Genomic DNA, 17,757 nt, shown 5'->3' on the forward strand with positions numbered 1-17,757 from the left:
ATTCAGGAAATGACGTTTAGTCGGGAAAAGATGTTTTGTTGATTTCCGCTGTCGCTGCCCGTCAAGGTGTCGAGCAGGCTCTGCATCGGATCTTCCATGTTCATGCCGTAGGCGGCCGTGGCCTGCTCCATGGGCGGTGGCGACGCGAGGTCTTGCATGAGACCGGGCCATTCGTCCTCGTCGAGAGAACCGCTGGCGTCGGCATCGTAGTTCGCCAGGGTTTCTTCCCCGTCGAGGCTGGAGCTGGTCAGATCTGCTATTTTATCCAGCAGGGTGGTCAGTTCGGTTTCGTCGATGCTGCTGTCGCCGCTACTATCCACCGCGCTGAACATTTCGTAGGCACCCATGGCCTGGCCCACGGGCGGCGGCGGTGGCCGGAAACCACTTTCTTCCATCAGACTCTTGAGTTCCTGTTGGTCGAGTACGCCGTCGCTGTTGGCGTCGAAGGTGGTGAGCGCCTCTTCGGCGTCGATGGTCGTGCCCGATTTTTCCGCCATTTTTTCCAGCAGGCCGGACAGCTCGGTCTGATCGACGCCGCCGTCGGCGTTGCTGTCCACCTTGTTGAAAAACTCTTTCGGGTCGGGCCGTTGTTTCGCGCTTTGCAGCGCCGTGAGACTCTGGTAACCGCTGGTTCCGCTGATGCCACCGATCATGGTCAACCTCCTGGTCGTGAGTTCGAAGACCGTTGCCTTCCCTGACAGGCTTTTCGGCTGTTCGGAAAAATGGATTTATTGGAGTCGGGTTGAAAAATCGTAACGGTTTGTAACGCAGGACCGGGCCGCTTCAATCCAGGTAATCAAGATGGAGATTTTCGCGACCTTGGCAACCACGCCCATGGCGGCTTCCAGCGCCAGTTCCGCCTGCGAAATGTCGGTGGCGACGCTGATCTGGCCAGCGTCGCGGTTGTTGAGCTTTTCAGTAAACCACTGGCTCTGCCGGTGTGTTTTTGGTTGGTGGCAAAACCTATTTTGATTGGTGTCAATCTCCAGCCAAGGGGCCAATGAAGGGTCTCCCCCTTTGAAAAAGGGGGAACACAGGTGGCAAGCGGAAGATCAGGGTGGAATGACGGGCTGGTTGAACGGCGTCAATCCGTTCATTCGTGGCGCAAGGCGTCGATGGGATCGAGGCTGGCGGCGCGCCGGGCCGGGAAGTAGCCGAAGATGATGCCGACGGCGGCGGAGAAGAGGAAAGCGACGAACATGATGCCGCCGTTGAAGACGAAGGGAATGTTGAGGATCCGGGTCAACGTGACCGACCCGGCGATGGCGGTCAGGATGCCGATGAGGCCGCCCAAAGAGGAGAGGACCACCGCTTCCACCAAGAACTGCATCAGCACTTCCCGTTCCAAGGCGCCGATGGCCAGGCGGATGCCAATCTCCCGGGTGCGTTCGGTGACCGAAACCAGCATGATGTTCATGATGCCGACCCCGCCGACCAGCAGACTCACCGCCGCCACCGCGCTGAGCAGGGCGGTCAGGGTCTGGGTGGTGCTGGTGAGCATCTTGGCGATTTCCTTCATGTCCATCACCTGAAAGTCGTCGTCTTCGAGAGTGGAGACGCGGCGCCGCTTGCGCATCAGCTCGATGATGTCTTCCTTGGCTTTTTCGGTAGAAGCGCTGTCGCGAACAGAGACCTGGATCAACTTGACGTCCCGGTTGCCGGTGATTCGCCGTTGCAGGGTCCGCAGGGGGAGGACGATGATGTCGTCCTGATCCTGGCCCATGGTCGATTGCCCCTTGGCGGCCAGCAGGCCGACCACCTGGCAGGAGATTTTACCGAGCCGGATCTTGTTGCCGATGGGGTCCGTGGTGTCGAACAGCTCCTTACGCACGGTTTCGCCGATTACGCACACCGCCTTGCCCGCCCGCAGTTCGGTGTCGGCGAATTCCCGACCCGTATGGAGCTTCCAGTTGCGCACCTGAAAATAGGGATTGGTGGTGCCGGTGGCCTGGGTCGACCAGTTCTTGTGGCCGAAGACGGCGGTCACGGCGCTGGAGTCGGCCGGGGCCACGGCGGCGACGTTGGGGATTGCGGCGGCGATGGCGACGGCGTCGTCCAGATCGAAGGGCGCGGCGGCGGATTCGGTGCCCGGTCCCATCCGCTGGCCGGGGGTGACCATCAGCAGATTGCTGCCGAGGCTGGCGATCTGTTCGCGCACCTGGGCGGTGGCGCCGCCGCCGAGGGTGACCATGACGATGACCGCCGCCACGCCGATGATGATTCCCAGCATCGTTAGCAACGAGCGCAGGACGTTGCGGCGGATTTCCCGGATGGCCAGCAGCAGGGTGTTCCACATCATCAGACGTTCCTCCCGTTGCTTTGCGCCAGGCCGTCGCGAAAACGGATGGTGCGCGAGGCGAAGTCGGCCATATCCGGTTCGTGGGTGACCATGACGATGGTGATGCCTTTGTCCCGGTTCAAGGCGGTGAGCAGTTCCATGATTTCGATGCCGCGCGCCGAGTCGAGGTTGCCGGTCGGTTCATCGGCCAGCAGGACCTTGGGATCGGTGACGATGGCGCGGGCAATGGCCACCCGTTGCTGCTGCCCTCCGGAGAGCTCACTCGGCGTGTGGCCGGCCCAGCCGCCGAGTCCCACTGTTTCCAGCGCCCGCATCGCCCTAGCGTGCCGCTGCTGGGCCGGCATACCCCGGTACACCAAGGGCAGTTCCACGTTTTCCAGGGCCGAGGTGCGGTTGAGCAAGTTGAACCCCTGAAAGACGAAGCCGAGATAGTGCCGTCGCAGCAGCGCCCTCCGGTTGCGCGGCAGCGCCCCGACCTCGACTCCCTCGAAGAGATAGCAGCCCGAGGTTGGCGTGTCGAGGCAGCCGAGAATGTTCATGCAGGTCGATTTTCCGGAACCGCTGGGGCCCATAACGGCGACGAAGTCACCCCGCTCGATGCGCAGATCGATGCCGCGCAGGGCCTGCATGCTGGCCTGCCCCTGGCCGTAGGTTTTGACCACCCCCTGCAGTTCGATCAACGGCGGCGGGGCGGCTGTTGGTGAGGATGGGGTTTTCATGCGCCGCCTTCCTCGGCGCCGGTGATGACCGCCGTGCCCGGTTGCAGGGGGCCGTCGACGATCTCGGTTTTCAGGCCGTCGGTGAGGCCGGTCGTCACCTCGACGGCCGCCGGCTGGCCGTCACGCAGAATCCAGAGCTGTCGCCGGCCGGGGGCAGGCGCGGCCGTCGCCGGTTTTTTCTCCGGGTGGGTCGGCGGGTGGGGGAGGATTTTGCCGAGCAGGCTGTTTTTTTGTTGTGTGGTTTGGGCCGGTGCCGAGGCGGCGGGGGTGAAGCGCAGGGCAGCGTTGGGCACCAGCAGGATGTTATCCCGCTTTTCGACGGTGATGTCGGCGGTGGCGGTCATCCCCGGACGGAGCGCCAGGTCGGCGTTGTCGACGTCGAGCACGGTTTTGTAAGTGACCACGCCGTCCTCGTTATCGGCCCCGTAGCGGACCTGGACGGCGCGAGCCGGGAAGGTCCGGGCAGGGTAGGCGTCGACGGTGAAGACGGCCTCTTGGCCCGCCTTGACCGAGCCGACGTCGGCTTCGTCCACGTCCACCTGTAGTTCCATGCGGGCGAGATCCTCGGCCAGGGTGAAGAGCACCGGCGCTTCGAGCGAGGCGGCCACGGTCTGGCCCGGCTCCACCGAACGTTCGAGGACGATGCCGTTGATCGGCGAGACGATGGTCGATTTGCTCAGATCGGTCCGGATTTCCTCCAGGGTCGCCCGCGCCTGCGCGACCGCGGCCGTGGCGCCGGCTTCGTCGGCCAGCGCCTTGGACAGTTCGGCTTCGGCGCTGTCCAGATCCTGTGGCGCCGGTACTTTCCCACCGGACAGTTCCCGCGCCTGGCGCAGACGCTCCAGATTGCTCCGCGCGACCTTGGCCGTGGCCTGGGTTTGCAGCACTTTGGCCTTGGCCGATTCGAGGGCGGCTTCGGACTGGAGAATCTGGGTGTTCAGTTTGGTGACGTCCAGTTTGGCCAGAACCTGGCCGACCTTGACTCGATCATTGTAGTCGACAGCGACGCTGGCGACGATCCCCGAAAGTTCGCTTCCCACTTCCACTTCGTTGGTCGGGGCCAGGTTGCCGGTGGCGGTTACGGTGACGGCGAGATTGCCCTGTTCGATGGGGGCAGTCTGGTAGCGCAGGATGATCCGTTCCGTTCGCCCCGGCCAGAGAAGGGCGGCAATCGCGATGGGGATCACCAGCGCCAGCCAGAAATACCAACGCTTCCAGAACGATTTGGAAGCGGCGCCTGCGAGGCCGAGGGTTTCGCGAATCTTTTCGCCGGACGATGCTTGGCTTGTATTTTTCAAAGAGTATCCTCCTGATGAGAGGCGGCGTTTGCCGGTAATGCGTTCCAGCCGCCGCCCAGAACTTTGTACAGACGCACGAGATTGATCATGACCTGCCCTTGGCTTTCGGCCAGTTGTTGCTGCAAACTGAGCTGTGAGCGTTCGGTTTCCAGGACGGTCAGATAGTCGATCAGCCCCGCCTGGTATTGCATGCTCGCCAGTTCCGCCGCCCGCTCGGCGGCCTGGGTCGCCAGATCGAGTAAAGCGTGGCGTTTCTGCTCGTCGGCGTAGGCGGTCAGGGCGTTTTCCACCTCCCGCAGGGCACCGAGAACCGTCGCCTGGTAGGTGAGCAGGGCCTGCTCCTGCAGTTCGCTCTGGATAGCGATGTTCTGGCGGATGCGGTCGGCGTCGAATAGGTTCCAACTGATTCCCGGCGCGATCCGCCAGGTGCGGTTGCTTGCGGTAAAGAACTTGCCGGACGACAGGGCATCCAGCCCGATGGAACCAGACAGGTTGAACTTGGGATAGAGTTCGGCCGTGGCCACCCCCACGGTGGCGGTCTGGGCGGCCAGTTCCCGCTCGGCCTTGCGGATGTCGGGGCGCTGCCGCAAGGTTTCCGCCGGCACCCCGACTGCCACTTCCGCTGGCGGGTTAGGGATGGGTCGCGTTTCGGCCAACAGATTATTCAATGAGCCGGGAGGTACGCCTAGCAGTACGGCGAGGGCGTTTTCCGCCTGTATCAGCGAGGTTTTCAGGTCGGGGAGCTGGGATCGGGTCTGCTCCAGGTTGGCGCGGGCCTGTTCTACGTCGAGGTGGCCGATCTGGCCGGCCTCGGCACGCCAGCGCACGATGGCGAAGGTTTCGCTCAGAGAGGCGAGGTTCTTTTCGACCACCTCGATCCGGGCCTGATAAGTGCGCAGATCGAGGTAGTCGAGGGCCACGTCGCCGAGCAGGGAAACCAGCACGTCGTCCAGATCCGCCTCGCCGGATGCCACCCCAGCGTCGGCGGCTTCCACCGCACGTCGACGGCCACCGAAGAGATCCACCTCCCAACCGGCGTCGAGTCCGAGCTGATAGAGATTGTTCAACGCTCCGGAATCGCTGGTCCGGGCGCGGCTGAAGGAACTGGTAGCGTCGACCGTCGGCGCGAGGTCGGCTTGTTTCCCGCCGCGTTCGGCGCGGGCCTGGCGCAGCCGGGATTGGGCCCGGCGCAGGTCGAGGTTGCCGGCGACCGCTTGCTTGACGAGTTCGGTCAGCAGCGGATCATCGAAGGCGCGCCACCACTCGGCCAGCGCCTCGGGATGGGCGGCCGGGGTGACGCCGTTTCCCAGCGTGGCGTGCCAGTGTTCGGGCACCTTTGATTCCGGAGCCCGGTAATCTGGCCCGACCGCCGCGCAACCGGCCAGCCAGAGCCAGGCCAGGGTCGGCAGGAAAATTCCGGTCTTTGTCGTCATATTCCGATTCCGAAAGAGCTAGCCGGTCAGCCTTGCCAGGCGCTGTTACCGGCGAAGAGATAACCCGCTCCTCGCACGGTCTTGAGGTAACGAGGTTCGAAGGGATCGTCGCCGAGTTTTTGGCGGATGCGCGAAACGTAAATATCGATGGAGCGGTCGTAACCGTTGTATTCGGCGTTGTAGAGAAACCTGTGAATGGCGTCGCGGCTGACTATCTTGCCGGCATGGCCGGCGAGATAGTGGAGGAGATCGAATTCCCGGGAAGTGAAGCAGACCGTTTTCCCTTCGAGTTTCACCTCCCGGCGGCCGGCGTCGATGGCTAGGGCGCCCTGAACGATGGCGCGGCCGTTGCCTCCTTCGGTCAGCTTCTTCCGGCGCAGCAGGGCACGCACCCGCGCCAGGAACAGGGGGGGATTCACCGGTTTGCAGAGGAAATCGTCGGCGCCCAGTTCCAGGCCGAGAATCTGAAACATCTCGTCCTCGCAGGTGGCCAACAACATGATCGGTCCCCGGAACCGGGAGCGCGTCTCGTGACAGAGGGTGATGCCATCCAGCGGCGGAACCCGGACATCCAGCAGCAGCATCACCCAGTTTTCGTCGCCAAGGGCCTCGGCGCGAAACTCTCTTAACGACGAGCAGGCGATGGCGAAGCCGTCTTCACGCAGGCAGGCCGTGAGCGAAGCGATCGACTCAGCGTCTTCCGTCAGCAGCAAAATCGATTTTTCCGATAGCGTTTTTTCCGTCATGCGACCATTGTTCTCCCTCCTGTGCCTTTGTCGTTGCGTCATTCTTTTCGACGACTTGTCGGAAACCGCCGCATCCCCTTTGTCCGCGGTCCGCCCCCATGCGGTTTATCGACAATCGGTTGCGAACGTGTAACAAAAGGTAAAAACGTTGGGTAACTATTCAGCACGGAATTTGAAAAAAGTTCTTGACACGGTCTTTATGTCATTTTTGTAAACTCTACATGATTTGTTCGAGGGGTGCGCAAAGACCTCTCAGGAGAACCGCGCTCCTCCCTGGGGGATGATGGAGAGATAAGCTATCCCCCGGTCCGGCCCAAAAATTTCATGAAGGCAGAATGCGCTACAGGGACAAAAATTCCGTCCTGAAAACCCGTGTTACAATGCGTCATCTCATACGCGGGTGACGCAAGAATGACGATTGAAAACATTGATGTCGACGCCACCATCAAGCAGGTCAAGGCGCAACTGACCCAGGAACCGGATCTGTCGCCGGCCCTTCGGTCCAGCTTGGAGGTTCTGCTGCTTTTGGTTACCCTCTTGCTGAACCGCCTCGGGCTTAACAGCAAGAACAGCAGCAAGCCGCCTTCGACCGACCCGAACCGCAAGAAGTCACCGAAAACCCCGAGCGGGCGCAAGCCGGGAGGACAACCCGGACGCATTGGTAAAACGCTCTGCCCGGTGGCGGAGCCGGACGAGATCAAGGTTCTTCCTCTCGACCGCAAAACCCTCCCTCCGGGGCGGTACCAGCATGTCGGCTACGAAACCCGCCAGGTCTTCGATCTGGAGATCTCTCGCGTCGTCACCGAGTATCGTGCCGAGATTCTCAAGGATCACCAGGGGAAACGCTTTGTCGCCCCCTTTCCCGAGGGGGTGACCCGCTCCGTTCAGTACGGCAACGGAGTCAAGGTTCATGCCGTCTACATGTCTCAGTATCAGTTGGTTCCTTATCAGCGGATTGGCGACCATCTACTGGAACAGATGGGGGTGCCGGTCAGCCTCGGATCCCTCTACAACTTCAACCAGGAAGCGTATGAGCGCCTCGAGGTCTTCGATCATTGGGTCAAAAGTCAGCTGGCTGCCTCTCCCCTTCTGCATGTCGATGAAACGGGGATCAATGTCGGCGGTCAACGCCGCTGGCTGCACACCGTCTCCAGCGACCGCCTGACCTATTTCGCTCCGCATGCCAAACGCGGCGGCGAAGCCATCGAGGAGATCGGAATTCTACCTGGATACCAAGGCACCCTGTGTCACGATCACTGGAAGCCCTATTATCGCTATGGCGCCCGGCATGCGTTGTGTAACGCTCACCACCTCCGTGAGTTGGAGCGGGCCTTCGAACAGGACCAGCAGTCGTGGGCACAACCGATGGCGTTGTTACTCAAGGAAATCAACAAAGCCACCCTAGACGCCGGGGGCTGTCTCGATCCTCCGACCGCCGATCATTACCGCAGCCGCTACCGAGCGCTGCTGGCCGAGGCCGAACGGGAATGCCCCCCGCCCGACGAAGACCAACGAAAAGAGGGGCAACGGGGCCGTCTGGCCCGATCCAAGTCCCGCAACCTGCTGGAGCGCTTGCGGGATTACGAAGAGGATGTGTTGCGATTCATGGTCGAAGCCCACGTCCCCTTCTCCAACAACCAAGCGGAAAACGACCTTAGGATGACCAAGGTTCAGCAGAAAATCTCCGGATGCTTCCGCTCTTGGGAAGGGGCCAAGATCTTCTGCCGAGTTCGTGGTTACCTGTCGACCTGCCGCAAAAACGGCATCACGGCCGCCGAAGCCTTGCGTCTACTGTTCGAAGGCAAGCAGCCGGATTTCATGCCGCCGGATGGTGACGTGCGACCAAAATCCGATGGCCTGTCGCTGGCGGGTGAATAGTTACAAACGTTTTTCTCAAAAGGGTTTTCCCGGTCCGTGGGGAGGGGGGGCCGTCAGCCGGAGGATTTGTTCGGCCTTGGCTTGTTGCGCGGGATTCAGGAACTCTTCCCGCTGGGCATCGCTCGGATCGAGGGCCACGATCAGCAAAGCCACATCCCGTTCCGGACCTCTGCCCGGTTCTTCGCCGCCGGGAACCTCCGGGGGCCCCATGGGTGGCGCGGGAACGGCCGAGGCCTGAAAACATCCGACGGCCACCATGCAGAGCATGGCCGCGACCACCAGAAGCTGTCTTTTCATCGTCAACTCTCCTTGGGTTTGGTGTCGTTGTTGCGATTCAGCATACGCCCCGTGCCGTTAAGACGATGTTAAGAGCTGTGTCTTCCGGGTAAAGTTTTGTAAAGTTCGCCCGCCACGGGTTTTACATTTCTTTACCGTGACCCGGAGAGGATTGTACTAGAATGATCACAGGCCAACCCACGGGGAGTTTTGGATGAACCGTATTCTGGTGATCGACGACGACATTGAACTGTGCGAACTGCTGACCGACTATCTGACCCCCGAGGGCTTCGCCGTCGAGACGATCCACGATTCGCCGACGGGTCTTGCGCGTGCCGTCGGCGGCGGATTCGCTCTGGTGGTGCTGGATGTGATGTTGCCAGGGATGAGCGGTTTCGATGTGTTGCGCCAGCTTCGGGAAAAATCCCGGGTGCCGGTGCTCATGCTGACCGCGCGGGGGGACGACGTTGATCGTATCGTCGGCCTGGAGATGGGCGCCGACGACTATCTGCCCAAACCCTTCAACCCACGGGAACTGGTGGCCCGCATCCGCGCCATCCAGCGCCGGGTCGAAGCGCCTGGCGAGAGAGTCGAGGGGACCGGGGCGATTGAGGCGCGGTTGACGGTCGGCGATCTCGAACTGGATGTCAGTGCCCGCGCGGTATGGCGCGACGGCGTTGCCGTCGACCTGACTTCCGTCGAATTTTCCCTTCTCGAAGTGCTGCTGCGTTCCGCAGGCAAGGTCATCCTGCGGGAAGATCTGGTGCGCAAGGTGTTGGGCCGGCGGCTGTCCCCCTACGACCGCAGCATCGACGTGCACATTAGTAGTCTACGGAAAAAACTGGGCCATCGCCTCGGTCCCCACGAACGGATCAAGACCGTGCGCGGGGTCGGCTACATCTATGCGAAACCAGGGATCAACCACGATGCGTAGTCTTTTCGTCCGGATCTTTCTCGGCTTCTGGCTCACCGTGACCCTAGCTGGGGGCCTCATGGCCCTGGTCGCCTATCTGTCCCGACCGCCCCAGTCCCAGGCCCATCTGGATCGCAATCTCCAGTTCGCCGCACGCGGCCTCGACGGCTATGCCGAGGACGCGCTGAACATTCTCCGGGCCGGTGGCGTCGACGCCTGGCGCGCCCATTTGGCGACTCTCGATGCCGGCTCTCCCCTACCGATGGTCTTCACCGGGAAGGACCGTACCCTGGGCGATGCACCCGTTCCGGCGGCGGCCGTCGAATTCGCCGGGCGGATCTTCGCCGACCGCGCGATCCAGGCGCTGACCAGTCCGGAGTTTCTTGGCTTTGGCCGGCCCTTGACCCTGCCCGATGGGACACTGGGCGTGTTCGTCGTGCTCTTGAAAAAACCGGAACTGCCCGGATCGTCCCGGCCGGAACACGGCCCCCCGCCCGGTTTTATGGTCGGCCAACTGGCGATCTTTCTGGTGATCGGCGGCGGCATCTGTTTCTGGCTGACCCGTTCGCTGACCGCGCCCATCCGGAAATTGCGCGAAGCTACGCGGAAGTTCGCCGCCGGGGATTTTACCACGCGGGTCGGCAAAGGGATCGGCGGCAAGGACGAATTGAGCGAATTGGCGCGGGATTTCGATCGGATGGCCGAACGCATCGCCGATCTGGTCGATTCGCAGCAACGCTTGCAACGGGACATCTCCCACGAACTGCGCTCCCCGCTGACGCGTCTCAACATCGCCCTGGAACTGGCGCGGCGGCGGGTTGGAAGCGAATCCGCCGCCGCCCTCGACCGGATCGGGCGGGAAGCGGAGCTCATGAACGAGATGATCGGCCAACTGCTCGATTTGAACCTGCTGGAAACCGGCACCCGGCAAATTCCCCGGGAAGAGGTGGATCTCTCGGCGCTGGTGTCGGAAATCGTCGCCGATGCCGATTTTGAGGCGCGCGATCGCCAGCGCGCGGTGGTTTTTCGGCGAACGGATCGCATCGCCGTGCAGGGCTCGCGGGAGTTGCTGCGGCGGGGGATCGAAAACGTGATTCGCAACGGCGTGCATTACACCGGGGAGGGGAGCGCCGTCGAGGTGGCGCTGACCCAAGACGCGGCAACGGGGAGGGTCGGTATTCGGGTTCGCGATCACGGCCTAGGCGTCGCCGAAGAGGAACTGGAAAAAATTTTTCAGCCCTTTTATCGTACCGCCGTGGCTCGCGACCGCCAGAGTGGCGGCAGCGGCATCGGCCTGGCCATCGTCGAACGCGCCGTTCGGCGGCACGGGGGACGGTCGTCGCCGCCAACGCTCCAGACGGCGGACTGATTGTCGACATCCTGCTGCCGGGGTAGGTCGTGCCGCGGTGGCGGCACCAACTCCGGTATTGGAAAGGAAATCGCGATTCGCTATGAACAAGATCTCCCCCCAGCGGTTGCGCCCGCTCAACGCCGCCCCGATCAATCCCGACGGCGCTTTCGTGCTCCATTGGATGACCGCCTTTCGTCGCCCTGTTCATAATTTCGCCCTGCAGCGGGCGGTGGAGCGGGCGCTGGCATTGCGCAAGCCGCTGCTCATACTCGAGGCGCTGCGCTGCGATTATCCCTTCGCCAGCGATCGCCTGCATCGGTTCGTGCTCGACGGCATGGCCGACCATGTCCGACATTTCGCCGATTATTCAGTGCTTTACTATCCCTATGTTGAAGCAGCTCCGCGAGCGGGACGGGGGCTGCTCGAAGCTTTGGCCGCGCGCTCCTGTCTGATCGTTTCCGACGATTATCCAGCCTTTTTTCTGCCGCGCATGGTCGCGACTGCCGCCGGCCGCGTCCCGGTTTTGCTGGAGGCGGTCGATGCCAACGGTATCCTCCCCCTGCGCTCCGCCGATCGCGCCTTTCCCACCGCTTATGCTTTTCGCCGCTTTCTGCAAAAGACCCTGCCCGGCCATCTGCTGGAGTTTCCCGAGGCCGATCCGCTGGCAGGGGTGAATCTTCCTCCGCTGAAATCCTTGCCGGAGGGCATCACGGGCCGTTGGCCCCGCGCCGACGAGGCGCTGTTGGCCGGTGATCCGGCGGCCCTGGCCCGTCTGCCCATCGACCATGAGATTCCGCCGGCGCCGATTCGGGGCGGGTTCGCGGCGACCCGGGAAATCCTAGAAGACTTTCTTGAAGCGCGTCTACCTTTTTATGGCGAGCATCGGAGCGAGCCGGAAGGGGAATTCACCAGCGGTCTCTCCCCCTATCTGCACTTTGGACAGATCGGCAGTCACGAAATACTGACGGCACTTTTTGCCCGCGAAGGCTGGTCTCCCGGCCGTCTTTCGCCGGAGAGCCGGGGCAAGCGCAGCGGTTGGTGGGGGTTGAGTGCGGCGGCTGAGGCCTTTGTCGATCAACTGGTGACCTGGCGTGAACTCGGTTTCAACGGGTGCGCCTTGGGTGAACTGAACGACCTCTGGCAGGCCCTGCCGGACTGGTCACGCCTGACCTTGGCGAAGCACCGCGACGATTTTCGTCCCTATCGCTACGATCTGGCGGATTTCGCCGAAGCGCGCAGCCATGACCCCCTGTGGAACGCGGCTCAGCGCCAGTTGCGGCGGGAGGGGCGGATGCACAACTATCTGCGCATGCTCTGGGGCAAAAAGATTCTCGAATGGAGCGCGAGTCCCGAGGCGGCACTGGCGATCTTGCGGGAACTCAACGACCGCTACGCTTTGGACGGGCGCGATCCCAATTCCCTAAGCGGCATCGGCTGGTGCCTGGGGCTCTATGACCGCCCTTGGGGACCGGAGCGGCCGATTTTTGGCACGGTGCGCTACATGAGTTCGGAGAACACCGCTCGGAAGTTTTCCGTCAAGGGCTATCTGGCCCGCTACGGTGACGGAGATTGACGAGATTCTTGCTTTGCCAGCCCGGGCTCTGTTATTTTTAGTAAAACTGTTTGCAACTCTCCAGATTTTTTAAAGGAATTCCCCATGCCCGTGATCTTTTATCCCTTTTCTGCGATTCTCGGCCAAGATGCCATGAAGACCGCGCTGCTCATCAATGCTGTCGATCCGGGCATCGGCGGGGTGCTGATTCGCGGTCAGAAGGGGACCGGCAAGTCGACGGCGGCCCGCGCCTTGGCGGCGCTGCTGCCGGAGATCGAAGTGGTCGACGGTTGCCCCTGCCATTGCGATCCGGACGATGCCGCCACGCCTCACGCCGAATGCGCCGAACGTCTGGCCCGGGGGGAGACCTTGCCGCGCTTGCGCCGACCGATGCCGGTGGTCGATCTACCCCTGTCGGCGACCGAAGACCGGGTGGTCGGATCCTTGCATCTGGAGCAGGTGCTCAAGACCGGCGAGCGCCGTTTCGAGCCGGGTCTTTTGGCCGCCGCCAACCGGGGCATTCTCTATGTTGATGAAGTCAATCTTCTCGCCGACCATCTGGTTGATCTGCTTCTTGATGCCGCCGCCTCGGGGATCAATCTGGTCGAGCGGGAAGGCCTGCGCTATCAGCACCCCGCGCGCTTTATGCTGGTCGGGACGATGAATCCCGAAGAGGGAGAGCTACGCCCCCAGTTCCTCGACCGTTTCGGCCTCTGCGTCAGCGCCCAGGGACTGGAGGATGTAGCCGCTCGCCGTGAGATCGTCGCCCGACGGCTCGCGTTCGAGGCCGATGCCGCCGCTTTTCACCGGCGCTGGGAAGCGGAGGAGCGCCTGCTTGCCGACCAGGTTGTTCAAGCCCGGGCAGGGTTGTCTTTTGTCGCCGTCCCTGAGGCGATGGTCGATCTGGCTGTGCGCCTGGCCATCGAGGTTGGCGCCCAGGGGCACCGCGCCGATCTGGCCATCATCAAGGGGGCGCGGGCGTTGGCCGCTCTTCTCGAAAAGACGACGGTGACGGCGACGGAGATCGCCGAGGCGGCGCGGCTGGCGCTGCCGCACCGCATGGCCCGTTCGCCCCTCGATAGCGACGCCAATCTCGACGAGCGTCTGGCTGGGGTGATCGGCCGCCTGATCGCCGGTGAAGAGCCCCCCGGTCCGGCCGAGGTGGAGGCCGAAGTCCCTGAAGTTCTGGACGAAATGACCGATTCCATGGAAGTTCCCGGATCGATGGCGGCGGGGAGCATTCTCTTCGCCTTCCTCAAAAAAAAAGTCCGGAAACCTTCATAGAGGCTGATGACCGGATCGATCTGGGCGATCTTGAACTCAGTCCCCGGCGGTTGCCGCCGCGCCTGCGGCGGCGGGGGCAGGAGTCCGCTGGTCCGGTCACGGCGGTGCGGCCGACGTGTTCCGGCGAACGGGGTTTCGAAGTAGCGCTGGAGGCGAGTCTGCGGGCGGCGGCGCGACGGAGCGGGAGCCTGGGACGGGTTCTGGCCGCCGATCTGCACAAGAAGATCCGTCGACGTTGGCGCTATCCCCTGATCGTTTTTCTTGTCGATGCTTCCGAATCGATGGGGGAGGGGGCGGTGGCACGCATGGCGGCGGCCAAGGGGGCGGTACTGGTCCTTTTACGCGCGGCCTATATCGAGCGTTGCCGGGTGGCGCTGGTGGCTTTCCGGGGGGAAGGGGCCGAGATTCTTCTGCCGCCGACTCGCAGCATCGCCCTGGCGCGGGAACGGCTGCGGCGGCTGCCGATCGGCGGCGCCACGCCCTTGGCCGACGGACTGTGGAGCGCCTGGCGGCTGATTCGCCGGGAGCGCGCCCGCTTCCCCGGGGCGCGGCCGCTGCTGGTGGTGATTTCCGACGGCGAAGCGAATGTCCCCCTGGAGCCGGGGCGCAAGGTCATCGAGGAAGTGCTCGATATCGCCGCGCGCATGAGTAGCGAGGGGATTCCCGCCCTGGTTATCGACAGTTGTCCGCCGGACGGGCGGCATCAGGAGATGGCCCGGTTGGCCCGGGCTTTTGGCGGTGAAGTTCGCCATCTGGAGCGGCCACGGTCGAGCCAGGTGCTGGAACTGCTGCGTGAAAAAGGTTTGCCGCAGACTTGAAAGAGGAAAAAGGTGGGGAGGGGAAGTGCTCCCCGGCCTTTCGCATTGAGCGCCGGTCGCACCGGTAAGGAGGTGGTCATGACCCAAGAGAACAAGAGTCGGCGCACCCTGCGTCTGGGAGAACTGCTGCTGGTAAATCATTTTGTGACCCCGGAACAGCTGGAGAATGCCCGGCGTCAGCAGGGGTTCGAAGGGCACAAGCTCGGTTCGACACTGGTCGAGCTGGGGTATCTGAGTGTCGACGATCTGGTCAAGGCCCTGGTCATGCAATGTGGCGTGGAGGGACTCGATCTGGAGCGGATCGATCTTCAGCCCGCCCTACTTGCCTTGTTGCCCCTGGAAACGATGAAAAAGCATCAGGTTATTCCGGTGGCGGCCAAGGATCGCAAGATCGCCATGGCCATGGTCAATCCGGGGGATATCCAGACCCTGGGCGAACTGCAATTCATTCTCGGTCAGTCGATCCGGCCACTGGTGGTCCCTGCCTTCCAGATGATCGCCGCCCTCGGGTTGATCGAGAGCCGTTCGGGGCAAGTGATTAGCGGAGCTGATATCGCCCGGGCCTGCGTCTCCAAACCCAAGGAGACGGTGCTTCCCGATGTGCGCGACCTCTTCGGCAAGCTGGTGGTCAACCGCGCTTCCGATCTGCTGTTGGTGGCCGGCGCGGTGCCGAGCCTCAAGCTTAACAACGAACTGGTGCGCCTTCCTTTGCCGGTGCTGACGCCGCAGACGGTACATGATTACGCCCGGGGGATGATGACCGATTTTCAGTGGGACCAGTTTCTGCAAACCCAGGAGGCGGACTTCGCCTATTCACTTCCCGAGTGGGGGCGCTTCCGGGTCAGTGCCTACCGCCAGCGCAAGAGCATTTCCCTGGCGATCCGTCATATCGTCGAGGAGATTCCGAGTCTCGCCGGCCTCGGGCTGCCTCCGTCCTTTGAAAATTTCGCCTTGAAAACCCAGGGCCTCATCCTCATCACCGGGCCCACCGGCCACGGTAAGACCACGACCTTGGCGGCGTTGATCGACATCATCAACACCCGGCAGAAGAAGAATATCATCACCATCGAGGATCCCATCGAGTATCTACACACCCACAAATCGAGCAACGTCAACCAGCGCGAGGTGGGGGTCGATATCGAATCCTTTCATGCGGGACTGCGCCGCATCTTCCGCGAGGCGCCGGATGTCATCGTTATCGGCGAGATGCGCGACCTGGAAAGCTTCTCCATCGCCCTGCAGGCGGCCGACAGCGGCCATTTGGTGATCAGCTGCATGCACGCCAACAACGCGGTGATGGCGGTCAACCACATCATCGACATCTTCCCGCCGGAGCAGCAGCATCAGGTGCGTGCCCAACTGGCGGACAACTTTGTCTGTATCCTCAATCAGCGACTGGTAGTGAGCAAGGACGGCAAAGGGCGAGTATTGGCTTTCGAAAAACTGGAGAACACCCCACGTACCAGAAATCTCATCAGGGATCGCAAGGAAAACCAGATCCGCAGACTGATGCAGCAGAACATGGACGAATTCTGGTCGCTTGATGTGAGCCTGGCGCAGCTGGTGCGGGAGCACAAAGTCACCCTGGAGTCGCCCATGCAATACTGTCAGGAACCCCTCTTTTTCAACGAATTGGTACAACGCGGGGGGGGCTGCCCAGACCGACGGGGGCCCGTCCGGGGAGGGAAGGATAGGACGCCTCGGCAATAGCAATGTCCGCGTATTCCCGGTTGAGAGGGGGATATGAAACTTTATGTCAATAACGGTGGATCGTCATGCGCCCCTGGTCGATATAACGCTTCATCCATAGGCGTACGCTTTTTTTGCAGATCTGTCGGGTGACCGGCACCAGAAGGATGAAGCCGGACAGGTCGGTACAGAACCCGGGAGTCAAGAGCAGGATGCCGCCGACCAGAATCATGGCGCCGTCAAGGAGTTCCTCGGTGGGGAGTCTCCCTTGATTCAGCTCCCGCTGTATACGGAAGGCGAGTTCGAGGCCCTGGGTGCGGGCCAGATAAGCACCGGCGAGGCCGGTGAGGAGGATCAGGGCGATGGTCGGCGCGACACCGATCCAGGCTCCGACTTTGATGAGAATGATTAGTTCCAGAACCGGAATGAAGGTAAACAGCAGCAACAGGCGGATAAACATGCGAAAACCTCGAAAATGGTGTGTGATTTTACGTTGGCATGCTGAAATTTTGTATTAATTTTATAACTATTCGAAATTATTTTATATTTTGTTTGACTAAAAAATAGGCATGGAGGTCAAGAGCTTGTCTGGCGTGATCTCTGGCTATCTGTCCACATGGTTTTCAACAGCTTTTCCACAAAAAATGTGGAAAAGCCCGCCACGCCCTTGAGAGTTCAGGGCTTTTTGTTTTTTTGTGTCTCGGGCAATTCGGGGAAATTTCGATTTTCTAATTTTTCGATGTGGCGCGACAAAACGAGGCGATTGTGATCACGCAAGATGTCTTCGGCGTCGTCGTCGATGGCGGCCGCCAATCCGGCCAGCGTAAAAAGCAGACTTCCCAAGTGTTTACGGGCGAAGGCGCGATCATCCCGGGCGAGGGAACGGCCCAGAGCCTGCATATCCCCTTCGGCCTGTTCCAGAAATCCGGCACATCCTCCCGCCGCTTCGTTGAAACCGGTCTTCTTGGCAAGTTTGCCGGCCTTTTGCAGTGCGGGAAGTTGGCGGGGAAGATGCTCCAAGGGGTGTTCACCGGGATTCTCCGGCTTTTCCGCCCGCTTGATGGCTTCCCACTGACTAGCGAGCATGGTCGCGTCGCCGGTGGGCATGCCGGCAAAAACGTGCGGATGACGACGCACCAGTTTGTCGGCGATGGCGCGAATCACGTCGACCATCGCGAAAATCCCCCGCTCTTCATGGATCCTTGACTGGAAAACGACCTGCAGCAGGAGATCTCCCAGTTCTTCCCGCAGTTCGGCGACGTTTCCCCGGTCGATCGCCTCTATGACCTCGTAGGCTTCTTCAATAATGTACGGTTTCAGGCTTTCGGGCGTCTGTTCAGCGTCCCAGGGGCACCCCCCGGGGGCGCGCAGGCGTTCCATGATGCTCAACAGTCGAGAAAGTTCGGTCGCGGCGGGGTCGGCGGAAGGGGTAGACATAGGTGTCGGTCGCTTTGTATTTAAGAAAGAAGGTAAACGAAACACGTCAGGAGAAGACCCTAAC

The 17,757-nt window shown here is 61.8% G+C and carries 17 protein-coding genes; 7 read left to right on the plus strand and 10 right to left on the minus strand.

All coding sequences use genetic code 11. The features are described 5' to 3' along the window. Positions 1–2 precede the first annotated feature (2 nt). From RBR25_RS01830 to RBR25_RS01860, 7 genes are all read right to left on the minus strand, one after another. On the minus strand, positions 3–653 hold the full coding sequence (locus tag RBR25_RS01830; protein ID WP_432817822.1) for a hypothetical protein: 651 nt from the start codon (positions 651–653) through the stop codon (positions 3–5). 75 nt (positions 654–728) lie between these two features. Next, positions 729–1,001, minus strand: a complete 273-nt coding sequence (locus tag RBR25_RS01835; protein ID WP_432817823.1) for a hypothetical protein — start codon at positions 999–1,001, stop codon at positions 729–731. Between the two features lie 92 nt (positions 1,002–1,093). Then, positions 1,094–2,299 carry an ABC transporter permease gene (locus RBR25_RS01840; RefSeq protein WP_432817824.1) on the minus strand — a complete coding sequence of 402 codons (1,206 nt, stop codon included), beginning with the start codon at positions 2,297–2,299 and terminating at the stop codon, positions 1,094–1,096. Then, a complete protein-coding gene (locus RBR25_RS01845; RefSeq protein ID WP_432817825.1) occupies positions 2,299–3,018 on the minus strand; it encodes an ABC transporter ATP-binding protein in 720 nt (239 codons plus the stop codon). The genes RBR25_RS01840 and RBR25_RS01845 overlap by 1 nt, the downstream gene beginning before the upstream one ends. Beyond that, complete coding sequence (locus tag RBR25_RS01850) at positions 3,015–4,316, minus strand: efflux RND transporter periplasmic adaptor subunit (RefSeq protein ID WP_432817826.1); 1,302 nt, start codon at positions 4,314–4,316, stop codon at positions 3,015–3,017. Before RBR25_RS01850 ends, RBR25_RS01845 begins: the two co-directional genes overlap by 4 nt. Then, on the minus strand, positions 4,313–5,749 hold the full coding sequence (locus RBR25_RS01855; RefSeq protein ID WP_432817827.1) for an efflux transporter outer membrane subunit: 1,437 nt from the start codon (positions 5,747–5,749) through the stop codon (positions 4,313–4,315). The genes RBR25_RS01850 and RBR25_RS01855 overlap by 4 nt, the downstream gene beginning before the upstream one ends. A 26-nt stretch (positions 5,750–5,775) precedes the next feature. Next, positions 5,776–6,495 (minus strand): winged helix-turn-helix domain-containing protein, encoded by a 720-nt coding sequence (locus tag RBR25_RS01860; protein ID WP_432817828.1) that lies wholly within the window; start codon positions 6,493–6,495, stop codon positions 5,776–5,778. Positions 6,496–6,906: 411 nt separating this feature from the next. Between RBR25_RS01860 and tnpC the strand changes: the two genes are divergently transcribed. Next, a complete protein-coding gene (gene tnpC, locus RBR25_RS01865) occupies positions 6,907–8,373 on the plus strand; it encodes an IS66 family transposase (protein ID WP_432817829.1) in 1,467 nt (488 codons plus the stop codon). Between the two features lie 15 nt (positions 8,374–8,388). Here tnpC and RBR25_RS01870 read toward each other — a convergent pair whose 3' ends face one another. Further along, positions 8,389–8,670, minus strand: coding sequence for a hypothetical protein (locus RBR25_RS01870; protein ID WP_432817830.1), 282 nt, complete (start codon positions 8,668–8,670; stop codon positions 8,389–8,391). A gap of 193 nt (positions 8,671–8,863) precedes the next feature. Between RBR25_RS01870 and RBR25_RS01875 the strand changes: the two genes are divergently transcribed. The 6 genes from RBR25_RS01875 (at position 8,864) to RBR25_RS01900 (ending at position 16,277) form a co-directional block, all read left to right on the plus strand. After that, on the plus strand, positions 8,864–9,583 hold the full coding sequence (locus RBR25_RS01875; RefSeq protein WP_432817831.1) for a response regulator transcription factor: 720 nt from the start codon (positions 8,864–8,866) through the stop codon (positions 9,581–9,583). Further along, a complete protein-coding gene (locus tag RBR25_RS01880; RefSeq protein WP_432817832.1) occupies positions 9,576–10,931 on the plus strand; it encodes an ATP-binding protein in 1,356 nt (451 codons plus the stop codon). The genes RBR25_RS01875 and RBR25_RS01880 overlap by 8 nt, the downstream gene beginning before the upstream one ends. Before the next feature lie 82 nt (positions 10,932–11,013). Further along, complete coding sequence (locus tag RBR25_RS01885) at positions 11,014–12,486, plus strand: deoxyribodipyrimidine photolyase (protein ID WP_432817833.1); 1,473 nt, start codon at positions 11,014–11,016, stop codon at positions 12,484–12,486. Positions 12,487–12,570: 84 nt separating this feature from the next. Next, complete coding sequence (locus RBR25_RS01890; RefSeq protein WP_432817834.1) at positions 12,571–13,749, plus strand: ATP-binding protein; 1,179 nt, start codon at positions 12,571–12,573, stop codon at positions 13,747–13,749. Between the two features lie 50 nt (positions 13,750–13,799). Further along, positions 13,800–14,567, plus strand: coding sequence for a VWA domain-containing protein (locus tag RBR25_RS01895; RefSeq protein ID WP_432817835.1), 768 nt, complete (start codon positions 13,800–13,802; stop codon positions 14,565–14,567). Positions 14,568–14,645: 78 nt separating this feature from the next. Then, entirely contained in the window at positions 14,646–16,277 is a 1,632-nt protein-coding gene (locus RBR25_RS01900; protein WP_432817836.1) for a PilT/PilU family type 4a pilus ATPase, read from the plus strand. 46 nt (positions 16,278–16,323) lie between these two features. Here the strand turns inward: RBR25_RS01900 and RBR25_RS01905 are convergent, their stop codons facing one another. Together RBR25_RS01905 and mazG are read right to left on the minus strand one after the other, a co-directional pair. Then, the gene (locus tag RBR25_RS01905) at positions 16,324–16,716 is read right to left on the minus strand and encodes an FxsA family protein (RefSeq protein ID WP_432817837.1); all 393 of its coding nucleotides are present in this window, start codon (positions 16,714–16,716) and stop codon (positions 16,324–16,326) included. Between the two features lie 215 nt (positions 16,717–16,931). Further along, a complete protein-coding gene (gene mazG, locus RBR25_RS01910; protein ID WP_432817838.1) occupies positions 16,932–17,693 on the minus strand; it encodes a nucleoside triphosphate pyrophosphohydrolase in 762 nt (253 codons plus the stop codon). Between the last annotated feature and the right edge of the window lie 64 nt (positions 17,694–17,757).

This window comes from Trichloromonas sp., assembly GCF_034006665.1.
Classification (GTDB): Bacteria; Desulfobacterota; Desulfuromonadia; order Desulfuromonadales; family Trichloromonadaceae; genus Trichloromonas.

What these genes read in the sequence shown, in the direction of transcription:
- RBR25_RS01830 (WP_432817822.1), bottom strand. Translation starts at nt 653, where the DNA reads ATGATCGGTGGCATCAGCGGAACCAGCGGTTACCAGAGTCTCACGGCG.
- RBR25_RS01840 (WP_432817824.1), bottom strand. Translation starts at nt 2,299, where the DNA reads ATGATGTGGAACACCCTGCTGCTGGCCATCCGGGAAATCCGCCGCAAC.
- RBR25_RS01845 (WP_432817825.1), bottom strand. Translation starts at nt 3,018, where the DNA reads ATGAAAACCCCATCCTCACCAACAGCCGCCCCGCCGCCGTTGATCGAA.
- RBR25_RS01855 (WP_432817827.1), bottom strand. Translation starts at nt 5,749, where the DNA reads ATGACGACAAAGACCGGAATTTTCCTGCCGACCCTGGCCTGGCTCTGG.
- RBR25_RS01860 (WP_432817828.1), bottom strand. Translation starts at nt 6,495, where the DNA reads ATGACGGAAAAAACGCTATCGGAAAAATCGATTTTGCTGCTGACGGAA.
- tnpC (WP_432817829.1), top strand. Translation starts at nt 6,907, where the DNA reads ATGACGATTGAAAACATTGATGTCGACGCCACCATCAAGCAGGTCAAG.
- RBR25_RS01870 (WP_432817830.1), bottom strand. Translation starts at nt 8,670, where the DNA reads ATGAAAAGACAGCTTCTGGTGGTCGCGGCCATGCTCTGCATGGTGGCC.
- RBR25_RS01875 (WP_432817831.1), top strand. Translation starts at nt 8,864, where the DNA reads ATGAACCGTATTCTGGTGATCGACGACGACATTGAACTGTGCGAACTG.
- RBR25_RS01880 (WP_432817832.1), top strand. Translation starts at nt 9,576, where the DNA reads ATGCGTAGTCTTTTCGTCCGGATCTTTCTCGGCTTCTGGCTCACCGTG.
- RBR25_RS01885 (WP_432817833.1), top strand. Translation starts at nt 11,014, where the DNA reads ATGAACAAGATCTCCCCCCAGCGGTTGCGCCCGCTCAACGCCGCCCCG.
- RBR25_RS01890 (WP_432817834.1), top strand. Translation starts at nt 12,571, where the DNA reads ATGCCCGTGATCTTTTATCCCTTTTCTGCGATTCTCGGCCAAGATGCC.
- RBR25_RS01900 (WP_432817836.1), top strand. Translation starts at nt 14,646, where the DNA reads ATGACCCAAGAGAACAAGAGTCGGCGCACCCTGCGTCTGGGAGAACTG.
- RBR25_RS01905 (WP_432817837.1), bottom strand. Translation starts at nt 16,716, where the DNA reads ATGTTTATCCGCCTGTTGCTGCTGTTTACCTTCATTCCGGTTCTGGAA.
- mazG (WP_432817838.1), bottom strand. Translation starts at nt 17,693, where the DNA reads ATGTCTACCCCTTCCGCCGACCCCGCCGCGACCGAACTTTCTCGACTG.